General features: G+C 69.5%; 10 protein-coding genes. 1 reads left to right on the top strand and 9 read right to left on the bottom strand.

Translation table 11 applies throughout. The annotated features are described in order from the left end of the window. A partial coding sequence (locus A5727_RS09495) for an ABC transporter substrate-binding protein (RefSeq protein WP_157521303.1) occupies nucleotides 1–971 on the top strand: 971 nt, incomplete at its 5' end. Here A5727_RS09495 and rfbC read toward each other — a convergent pair. The 9 genes from rfbC to A5727_RS09455 all read right to left on the bottom strand — a co-directional run. Next, nucleotides 968–1561 (bottom strand): dTDP-4-dehydrorhamnose 3,5-epimerase, encoded by a 594-nt coding sequence (gene rfbC / locus A5727_RS09490; protein ID WP_068248181.1) that lies wholly within the window; start codon nucleotides 1559–1561, stop codon nucleotides 968–970. The two genes, A5727_RS09495 and rfbC, sit on opposite strands and share 4 nt — an antisense overlap. A 1-nt stretch (nucleotide 1562) precedes the next feature. Next, nucleotides 1563–2558 carry a dTDP-glucose 4,6-dehydratase gene (rfbB, locus tag A5727_RS09485; protein WP_068248179.1) on the bottom strand — a complete coding sequence of 332 codons (996 nt, stop codon included), beginning with the start codon at nucleotides 2556–2558 and terminating at the stop codon, nucleotides 1563–1565. 10 nt (nucleotides 2559–2568) lie between these two features. Next, nucleotides 2569–3429: an LLM class F420-dependent oxidoreductase gene (locus A5727_RS09480; RefSeq protein WP_068248173.1), complete on the bottom strand. Its 861-nt coding sequence runs from the start codon at nucleotides 3427–3429 to the stop codon at nucleotides 2569–2571. Nucleotides 3430–3448: 19 nt separating this feature from the next. Continuing rightward, nucleotides 3449–4300 carry an LLM class F420-dependent oxidoreductase gene (locus A5727_RS09475; RefSeq protein WP_068248171.1) on the bottom strand — a complete coding sequence of 284 codons (852 nt, stop codon included), beginning with the start codon at nucleotides 4298–4300 and terminating at the stop codon, nucleotides 3449–3451. Between the two features lie 29 nt (nucleotides 4301–4329). Beyond that, nucleotides 4330–5805: an ATP-binding protein gene (locus A5727_RS09470; RefSeq protein WP_068248169.1), complete on the bottom strand. Its 1476-nt coding sequence runs from the start codon at nucleotides 5803–5805 to the stop codon at nucleotides 4330–4332. A 14-nt stretch (nucleotides 5806–5819) separates the two neighbouring features. Then, nucleotides 5820–5960 carry a hypothetical protein gene (locus A5727_RS27425; RefSeq protein ID WP_157521302.1) on the bottom strand — a complete coding sequence of 47 codons (141 nt, stop codon included), beginning with the start codon at nucleotides 5958–5960 and terminating at the stop codon, nucleotides 5820–5822. 4 nt (nucleotides 5961–5964) lie between these two features. After that, complete coding sequence (locus tag A5727_RS09465) at nucleotides 5965–7653, bottom strand: NAD(P)/FAD-dependent oxidoreductase (protein ID WP_068248166.1); 1689 nt, start codon at nucleotides 7651–7653, stop codon at nucleotides 5965–5967. Between the two features lie 49 nt (nucleotides 7654–7702). Further along, nucleotides 7703–9217, bottom strand: a complete 1515-nt coding sequence (locus A5727_RS09460; protein ID WP_068248163.1) for a flotillin family protein — start codon at nucleotides 9215–9217, stop codon at nucleotides 7703–7705. 56 nt (nucleotides 9218–9273) lie between these two features. Next, the coding region (locus tag A5727_RS09455) for an NfeD C-terminal domain-containing protein (protein ID WP_286150054.1) at nucleotides 9274–9620 on the bottom strand (347 nt) is incomplete at its 5' end.

Raw genomic sequence — 9620 nt, 5'->3', positions numbered from 1 at the left:
GGCCGGGGGCGCCGGCGCCTCCGGCCCGGCGCAGGCGCTGGCCGTGGGCGGCCGCCGCCGCGGTGCTCGTGGTCGCCGTCGTTGCGGCCACCGCCTTCCTGTGGCCGGCCGGTCAGGAGGACGGCTTCACACCGCAGACCCTTCAGCACCAACACGGCAGCACTCAGATCGCCACCGAACCGCATGCGGTCGCCGCACTCGGGCCCGGTGACGGCGGTGCGGTGCTGGCGCTCGGGGTGCAGCCCGTGGCGATCGTCGCGCCCGACGGCCGCCTGCCCGACTGGGATGCCGGCCGGGTCACTGGCGACCCCGAGGTGTTGGCGGCCATCGACACCGCCGCGATCACCGCGGCCAAGCCCGATCTCATCATCGACACCGGCAGCATCGACGACGACACCTACGCCCAGCTGGCCCGCATCGCCCCGACCGTGACCCGGCCCGTCGACGGCGCCACCTGGACATGGCGTGAACAGCTCGCGTGGATCGCCCGGACACTGGGGCGCACCGGCGAGGCGCAGCGGTTGATCACCGCCGTCGACGACCGCCAGGCCGGGATTCGGGCCGCCCACCCCGCCTTCGCGGGCAAGACCATCGAAGTGCTGCGCGTCGCGGATTCGGGGCTCTCGGTGGTGCTGTCGGATGCCCCGATCGCGGCCTACCTCGAGGGCCTGGGCTTCGACTACTCGCCACAGCTGAAGCGCACGGGCGCCGACGCCGGGGATGTGCGTGCGCTGCCGGATGCCTCGGCGATCAACGACGTCCGCACCGACGTGCGGGTGGTGGTGCGCACCGATTCGGCGGCGGCCGACGGCGGCTACAACGGTCTGCCCCGGCCGTTCGCCCTGTACTCGGGCGCCACGGTGATCGTCGACGCCCCTGACCTCGTCGCGGCGATCGACACCGTGGACTTCGGGGCGGTCGAACACCTCGACGACGCGCTGGTGGCGGCGCTGGCCAGGCAGGTGCACTAGCCGCCGCGCTGGGTCTCCTCCCACGTCGGCAGCAGCCCCGCGGCGGCGACCTCGGCCAGCGTGGGTGCGGATCGGTCCCGTTCCGAGAGCGTCGAGACCGCCCCGAACACCGTGTCGGGCCACTCGACACCGATCGCGGGGTCGACGGGGGAGATGGTGTGTTCGCGCTTCGGGTCGTATCCCGACGAGCACAGGTACATGACCGTCGAATCGTCCTGCAGAGCCAGGAAGCCGTGTGCCAGCCCCTCCGGCAGGTACACCGAGTTGTGCACCTGGTCGTCCAATGTCACCGCGTCCCAACGGCCGTAGGTGGGCGACCCGACGCGGATGTCCACCACGACATCGAACACCGACCCGCGCACGCACGTGACGTACTTGGCCTGTCCGGGCGGCAGTTGTGCGAAGTGCAGCCCGCGCAGCACCCCGGCCGAGGAGACCGAGCAGTTGGCTTGGCGCAGATCGAGGCGGTGCCCGGCCAGCTGCTGGAATTCGGGATCGGTGAACCACTCGAAGAACACACCGCGGGAATCGGTGTGCAGTGTCGGGGTGATCTCGAACGCCCCGGGGATCGACAGCTCGCGAAAACTCATGTCACTGACCGCGCTTGGAGTAGGAGGTCTCGGTGGCGTCCTTGAGCGGCCCCCACCAGTCGGGATTGGCGCGATACCACTCGACGGTCTCCCGCAGCGCCTCGGTGAAGTCGGTGCGTGCCGGTGTCCACCCGAGTTCGGCGCGCAGGCTCGACGGGTCGATCGCGTAGCGAAGGTCATGCCCGCTGCGGTCCGTCACATGGTCGAAGTCGTCGGGGTCGCAACCCATGATCGTCAGGATGGACTGCAGCACAGCGAGATTCGACTGCTCGTTGTCGGCGCCGATCAGGTAGGTGCGGCCCGCCTCCCCGCGAGCCAGAATGGCCCGCACCGCGCTGTTGTGGTCGTCGACGTGGATCCAGTCGCGAACATTGGCGCCGGTCCCGTACAGCTTGGGTCGCCGCCCGGTGAGGATGTTGGTGATCTGGCGCGGAATGAACTTCTCGACATGCTGGTAGGGGCCGAAGTTGTTGGAGCAGTTCGAGATCGTGGCTCGCACCCCATAGGAACGGACCCATGCCCGAACCAGCATGTCGGCCGCGGCCTTGGTGGCCGAGTACGGGCTCGACGGGTTGTAGGGCGTGGCCTCGGTGAAGCGCGTCGGACCGTCGAGTTCGAGATCGCCGTACACCTCATCGGTCGAGACGTGGTGCAGACGCACGCCGTGTCTGCGCACGGCCTCGAGCACCGCGAACGTGCCCGTGACGTTGGAGTGCAGGAACGGTCGCGGGTCGGCCAGCGCGTTGTCGACGTGGGTCTCGGCCGCGAAATGCACGACCGCGTCGGCCGCGGCCACCAGGGGGTCGATCACGTCGGCGTCGGCGATGTCACCCTCGATCAGGTCGATCGAGTCCTCGACACCGCGCAGCGACTCCCGGCTGCCCGCGTAGGTCAGGGCGTCGACGACCGTCACGACGTCCTCGGGATGTTCACGCACCGTGCTGTGCACGAAATTCGCGCCGATGAACCCGGCGCCCCCGGTCACCAGCAGCCGCATGGCCGAAAGCCTAACCGGCGGCTCCGGTCAGGCCCAGCGCGCCGGCCAGTTCGGTCAGTGTGGGCAGGAGGCGGTCGCGCTCGCCCAGCACCTGGATCGCGACATGGTCGGCCCCGGATTCCAGATGTTCGGTGAGCCGTGCGGCGATCGCATCCGCGGTTCCATGTGCGACGACCGCGTCGATCAGCTTGTCGCTGCCGGGCGGTTCGACGTCGACGTCGCTGAAGCCCAGGCGCTTCCAGTTGTTCACGTAGTTGGACAGGCCGAGGTAGAAATCGACCTTCTCGCGGCCGAGTTCGCGCGCCGCGGCCGCGTCGGTGGTGAGCATGACCTTGTGTTCGGGTGCCAGGAATACGGTGTTGCCCACAAGCTCGCGGGCCTGCGCCGTGTGCTCGGGCGTCGTCAGGTAGGGATGCGCGCCCGCGCTGCGGTCACGGGCCAGCTTGAGCACCTTGGGCCCGAGGGCGGCCACGACCCGCCGGCTCGTCGGCACGGTCTTGGCGTCCAGCGCGTCGAGGTAGGCCACCAGGGCGTCATACGGTTTGGCGTACTCCTGGGTGTGTTCGGGATGGCCCACCCCGATGCCCAGCAGAAACCTTCCCGGATAAGCCTTTTCGATGCGGTGGTAGGACTCGGCGACCTCGTCGGCGGGGGCCGACCAGATGTTGACGATGCCCGTCGCGACCTGCAGGGTCTGCGTCTTCTCCAGGATCGGTTCGACAGACGACAGGTCGGCGGCCGGCGACGCGCCGATCCACACCGCGCCGTAGCCCAACCGTTCGATCTCGGCGGCCTCCTCGGGGGTCACCGGACCTGCGGTCCACACGCCGAAGAACCCGAGGTCGGGTTTGAGTGCCACTGGGTCGGTCATGAGAGTCCTCTCGTCGGCGTCAGGGGCGAAGGCCCAGCGGGCCGGCCAGTTCGGTGAGCGCGGAGACCAGCGTGTCGCGACCGGTGAGCACCTGCACGGGTACGTGATCCGCACCGGCGGCCAGGTGCTGGGCCAGGCGCTGCGCGATCTGTTCGGGTGTCCCGTGGGCGACGACGGCGTCGACCAGCGCATCCGAGCCCGGCTTGGCGACGTCGGCGTCGGTGAAGCCCAGTCGCTTCCAGTTGCTCACGTAGTTGGTCAGATTCAAGTAGATGTCCAGGGTCCTGCGGCCGGCGGTGCGGGCCGCCTCGGCGTCCGTGGTCAGCACGGCCTTGTGCTCGGGGGCCAGGAACGCCGACGGGCCGAGGATCTCGCGGGCCGATGCGGTGTGTTCGGGTGTGGTCAGGTAGGGGTGTGCGCCGGCGCTGCGCTGCGCCGAAAGCTCTAGTACCCGCGGACCGAGCGCGGCAATCACCCGGCGTTCCTTGGGCACGTCGTGGGCGTCGAGTTCGTCGAGATAGGCGCCCAGGGCGTCCAGCGGCCTGCGGTACTCGGCGAGCGCCTCGGGGTGCCCGACACCGATGCCCAGCAGGAAGCGGCCCGGGTGAGCGGCCTCGATGCGGTGGAAGGATTCGGCGACGGGCCCGGCCTCCGCGGACCAGATGTTGACGATGCCGGTGGCGACCTTGAGGGTGTCGGTGGCTTCGAGCAGCGGTTCGACCCAGTCCAGCTCGGCCGGCGGAGACCCGCCCGCCCAGATCGCGCCGTAGCCCAGCGCCTCGATGTCCTTGAGCTCGTCCGGGGTGAGCTGCTGAAACTGGGTGAAGTGTCCGAAGACTCCGTAGCGGCCCAGATCTGGTTTACCGGTCATGGGGCGTGCAACCGCAGCGGGGCGTGCGGCTATTCCGCGGTGATCTCGCTGGGCGGGACGGCTTCCGGCGCGGGGGCCTGCAGCGGCAGCAGGATGATGAACCGGGTGTCGCCCGGGACGGATTCCACCCGGATGTTGCCGTGGTGCTTCTCGGCGACCACGCGCCACGCCAGGTCCAGGCCCAGCCCGGTGCCCTCACCGAAGGGTTTGGTGGTGAAGAAGGGTTCGAAGATCCGCTCGCGCACGTCCTCGGGGATGCCGGGGCCGTCGTCGCAGATCTCGATCCGAACCACGTCCTCACTCTCCCGGCCGGTGCGCACCGTCAGCGTGCCTTCACCGTTCATCGCCTGGATCGCGTTCTCGATGATGTTGGTCCACACCTGGTTGAGGTCGCCTGGGTAACACAGGATCTCCGGCAGCGATTTGTCGTACTCCTTGACCAGCCGCACCGGCTTGTCCTTGCCGATCTTGTCGCCGAACATCATCAGCGTGCTGTGCAGCAGTTCGTGCACATCGGTCGACGCGTACGGCGCGCGGTCCATCTGGGAGTACTGCTTGGCGCCCGCGAGCAGGGCCGAAATACGCCTGCTGGCCTCGGCGATCTGATTCATCAGAAGTTCGGCGTCAATCGTGTACTTCATCCAGCCGACGGCGCCGCGCAGCGTCGCGGAATCGTCGGCGCCGTCGACCGTCGCCGACACCCGCTCGAGCCAGTCGGTGTCCAGGCCGGCCTCGACGAACGTCGGCGCGTAGTCCCAGGCCGCCTCGATATCGTGGTCCTCGAGCCACTGGCCCAACTGGTCCTCACGGTCGGCGGTCTCCAGCGCCGTCAGCTCCTGGCCCTTGGACTTGGCCACATGCTCGGCCACCTCGTCCTGGATCTGCAGCAGCGCGCGCATGGCGTCGGGGGTGAACTTGCCGTCGGCCAGCATCGCGAGCTTGAACCGCATCTTGCCGACTCGGTCCCGCAGGTCGGCCACGGCACGCCCAGTGGCCGCCGCGGGGTTGTTCAGCTGGTGGGTGAGGCCTGCCGAGAGCTGACCGAGGGCCAGCAGCTTCTCGCGCTGCCCCAGGATCTGGCGCTGGCGCAGGCCACCGACCTTGAGGCCCTCGAGCAGGTGCACCGCCATCGGGAACTGTGATTTCACGAACGCGCCGAACGCCGCGGCATCGAGCACGAAGAACCTCGACGGCCGGGTCACCCGCACCGAGGACTCGTAGATGTGCGGGATTCCCTCGACGTAGGCGCCCCACGCGCCGCAGTACACGCCGCGCTGGGACGTGCGATTGGTCTCGATGTCGTCACCGCCGGACCGCTTCGACATCACGAGCTCGCCGTCGAGCAGCACATAGAAACACGTCGCCGGTTCGCCCTCGACGCAGATGGGCCCCGGCTCGAAGTGTTCGATGTGGCCGTCCTTACACAGTGTCTCCAGCTGCGCGTCCGACAGTGCCTCGAACAGGAACAGGGACCGCAGTTCGTCCGGAAGGCATTCATGAGCCATGAGGAGTTCCTTCGTTAGATGGCGGCGTGGGTGTCGGAGGGTGACAGGGTCAGTGGTGACGAAGTCAGAGACGGCACTGTGATGAAACGCGTGTCGCCGGGTGCGGATTCCAGGAACAGCGTGCGCAGTTCGTCGCGCTGGCAGGTGGCGGACATCTGATCAGGTCTCGGCCAGGTAGCGGTGCACGAACATCACTGCCATCGACCCCTCACCGACCGCCGCGGCCACCCGCTTCGCCGATTCCGCGCGCACGTCGCCGGCGACGAAGACCCCGGGCACGCTGGTCTCCAGGTGATGCGGTGGACGGTCCAGCGGCCACCCGGAGTCCGGTCTCAGGTCCGGGCCCGACAGCACGAAACCCCGCTCGTCGCGGGCGATGGCGTCGGGCAGCCAGTCGGTGCGTGGCTGGGCCCCGATGAAGATGAACAGCTGGGTGCAGCCGACATCGGTGGTCTCCTTGGTCGCGCTGTCGATCAGCGTGAGGTGTTCCAGGCCTTCTCCGCCGAAGGCCCGGCACACCTGGGTGTTGGTGTGCACCTCGATGTTCGGCGTCGCCTCGATCTGCTGGATCAGGTAGTACGACATCGACGCCTCCAGCGATGGGCCGCGCACCACCAGGTGCACCCGGGCGGCCGTGCGCGCCAGGTTCATCGCGGCCTGCCCGGCCGAGTTGGCCCCGCCCACGACGTAGACCTCCTGGTCCTCACACTCGGCGGCGACATACGTGGCGGCCCCGTAGTAGACGCCGCGGCCGATCAGGCTGGCCTCGTCGCCGTCGCGGCTGTGACAGCCGTCGGCGTCGAGTTCGCGATAGGACACCCCGGTGGCGAGCACGACCGCGCGGCAGTCCAGCGACCCGCCGTCGGCGAACCGGACGGTGCGGGTGTTGCCGTGCAGTTCCAGCGCGACGGCCTCGCGGGTGGTGATGAGGTCGGCCGAGAACTTCTCGGCCTGCCTGCGCGCGCGGTCGGCGAGTTGATCGCCGCGCACACCGTCGGGAAAACCCAGATAGTTCTCGATCCGAGAGCTCTGCCCGGCCTGCCCGCCGGTGGCGACAGCCTCGATCAGCACGGTGCGCAGGCCCTCCGACGCGCCGTAGACCGCCGCGGCCAGACCGCCCGGGCCGCCACCGATCACCGCGAGGTCGTAGAAATCGGCCCGCGGTTCGGTGGACAGTCCCAGCCGGGCCGCCAACTCGGTGTTGGACGGATCGACCAGCGGTTCACCGTCCTCGGTGATCACGACGGGCAGGGCGCGGTCGTCGAGACCCGCGGCCTCCAGCAGGCGCATGCCCTCGTCGTCGTCGGCGAAGATCCAGTGGTAGGCCAGCCGGTTGCTGGCCAGGAACTCCCTGACCTCCGACGATCGCCGCGAGTAGCGGTGACCGATGATCTTGGTGTCCGGCATCGGGTGCCCGCCGTCGGCTCTCCACGCCTCCAGCAGCGCGTCGATGACGGGGTAGAGCTTCTCCTCGGGCGGGTCCCAGGGTTTGAGCAGGTAGTGGTCGAGGTCGACGACGTTGATCGCGTCGATCGCGGCGTGGGTGTCGGCGTAGGCGGTCAGCAGCACGCGCCGCGCCATCGGGTACAGGTCCATGGCCTGCTCGAGGAACTCGATCCCGCTCATCGCCGGCATCCGGTAGTCGGCGACGAACACCGCGACGGTGTCGCCACGCAGTTTCAGCTCGCGCAGCGTGTCCAGCGCGTCCGGGCCGTTCTCGGCGCGCACGATGCGGTGGTTCTCGGCGTACTTGCGGCGCAGATCTCGGGCCACTGCCCGGGACACAGCAGGATCGTCGTCGACGGTGAGGATGATGGGTTTGCGAGGCGCGGCGGCTGGTGCGGTCATCGTCGTCAAGTATGCGCTGTTCTGCGGGTTCCCGGCAGGTCCCGATGGGTCATTCGGCCGGGTGGTGCGAGTTCCCGTTCAGCATCTCGGCCAGGTCGATGCCTGAGGCCCGCAGGCTCTCGACGATCTTGGCGACCGCGATCGGGCTGACACCGAGCAGGCCGCCCACGGCGTCCTGGGCATCGGCGGCGCCGCCGATGATCGAGAGCCGGTCCACCGAGGCCAGCGGCGTCGCTGCGGCTTCGGTCGCCTTGACCACCGAGGCCAGCACGTCGGGCAGCATCAGCAGCCGGGCCGCGTCGGCGTTGTAGCTGTTGAGCGCCGCGGCGATCTCCTTCTTTCCGACGGCCTCGGCCGTCAGCTTGGCCTCGATGCCCGCGGCCTCGGCCTGCTGTTCGACCCGCAGGGCGTCGGCGAGCTCCTTTTTGCCCGCGGCCTCGGCGACCAGCTTGGCCGCCAAGCTGTCGGCCTCGGCCTGACGTTCGACCCGCAGGGCGTCGGCCGCGGCCTTGCGGGCGTCGGCGTCGGCCTGACCGGCCCGCCGCTTGGCTTCGGCGCTGGCCTCGGCGGCCAGGATCGCGGCCTGGCGCTGGCCCTCGGCGATCGCGATGTCGGCCTGCCGCTGCGCCTCCGCGGGCGCGATCACGTCCGCCGCCAACGCGGCCTGCGCCTGCTCGGCGCGGCGCTGCTCCACCTCGATGCGGGCCTGCACCCGCGCCGCCTCGGCCTGTTCGACCGCGATGCCGACGTCCTTCTGCGCGCGGGCATTCGCCAGCGGGCCGGCCTGGTCGGCCTGGGCGTTCTCGGCCTCGGTCTGCGCGCGTAACCGGGCCAGTTCGACGTCGCGGCGCTGGTTTGCGGTCGCGATCGCGGTGTCGGCCTCCGCCTGCGCGATCGAGCCCTCCTGGCGGGCCCGGGCCGATTGGATCTGCGCGTCGCGTTCGGCCTCGGCGGTGCCGACGGTGGCGTCGCGTTTGACCTCCGCGATGCGCCGCTGGCCCAACGACTTCAGGTAGTCATTGGCGTCGGAGATGCCCGCGATCTTGAGCACGTCGACCTCCATGCCGATCCGGGCCAGGTCGCCGCCGGCCTCCTCGACCACGCTGCGCGCGAGGCTGTCTCGGTTGGAGTTCAGGTCCTCGACCGTCATCGTCGCGGTGATGCCGCGCAGGCTGCCGGCCAGGATCTCGTTGATCTGGCGCTGCAGTTCGTTCAGATCGGAGGTCAGGAAGCGCTGCACCGCGGTCTGGACGGCCTCGTCGGCCGATCCGATCCGGACCAGGCCGACGGCCTCGACGTTGACCGGGACGCCGTTGTTGGACAGCGCGTTCTGCAGGTTGATGCTGACATTGAAGGGTTCCAGGCTCATGATGTCGACGCGTTCGATGCCGGGCATCCGGAACCGGGCCCCGCCGCGGACCACCTTGGGGGTGCCGCGCCCGGTGAACACCGCGACCTCGTTGGGCGGCACCTTGATGTAGTTCTTGACGTAGATCAGCGGCAGCGCCACGAACAGCAGCAGCGCCGCTGCGGCGACGACGATGACGATCAGCAGAGTGGACATGGGAGCCTTTCTGGCTTGTCAGTGCTCGGGTGCGCTCGGGAACCGGTGCTCTGGAACTAGTGCTCCGGGACAACGACGACATGGACGAAGTCGGGGTCGACATCGCTGATGTAGACGGGTGTGGATTTCGGCAGCGCGGACGGTTCGGCGCTGACGGCGCGGGCGCGGACGCGGTTGCCGTCGGCGTCGACGAAGGCGACCTCACCCCAGCCGTCCTGCGGAACCTCGAGCGTCACGGTGCCCAAGCGCCCGATGTAGGACGACCGGCCCTGCGCGGAATTGGACTCCTGCCGGCGCAGGTAGGGCAGCAGCACGCCCTGTAGTGCGGCGATCAGCGCCACCGCGCTGGCCGCCGCGATCACCCCCCCCCCCCCCCCCCCCCCCCCCGCCCCCGGGGCCCCCC

This window comes from Mycobacterium sp. ACS4331, from assembly GCF_001667265.1.
Classification (GTDB): domain Bacteria; phylum Actinomycetota; class Actinomycetes; order Mycobacteriales; family Mycobacteriaceae; genus Mycobacterium.
Note: the sequence above shows the minus strand (reverse complement) of the source record. Positions and strands in the feature narration are given on the sequence as shown.

Coding starts and splice junctions, on each gene's coding strand:
- A5727_RS09465 (WP_068248166.1), bottom strand. CDS start 7,653: ATGACCGCACCAGCCGCCGCGCCTCGCAAACCCATCATCCTCACCGTC.
- A5727_RS09470 (WP_068248169.1), bottom strand. CDS start 5,805: ATGGCTCATGAATGCCTTCCGGACGAACTGCGGTCCCTGTTCCTGTTC.
- A5727_RS27425 (WP_157521302.1), bottom strand. CDS start 5,960: ATGTCCGCCACCTGCCAGCGCGACGAACTGCGCACGCTGTTCCTGGAA.
- rfbB (WP_068248179.1), bottom strand. CDS start 2,558: ATGCGGCTGCTGGTGACCGGGGGCGCCGGGTTCATCGGCGCGAATTTC.
- A5727_RS09460 (WP_068248163.1), bottom strand. CDS start 9,217: ATGTCCACTCTGCTGATCGTCATCGTCGTCGCCGCAGCGGCGCTGCTG.
- rfbC (WP_068248181.1), bottom strand. CDS start 1,561: ATGAGTTTTCGCGAGCTGTCGATCCCCGGGGCGTTCGAGATCACCCCG.
- A5727_RS09475 (WP_068248171.1), bottom strand. CDS start 4,300: ATGACCGGTAAACCAGATCTGGGCCGCTACGGAGTCTTCGGACACTTC.
- A5727_RS09480 (WP_068248173.1), bottom strand. CDS start 3,429: ATGACCGACCCAGTGGCACTCAAACCCGACCTCGGGTTCTTCGGCGTG.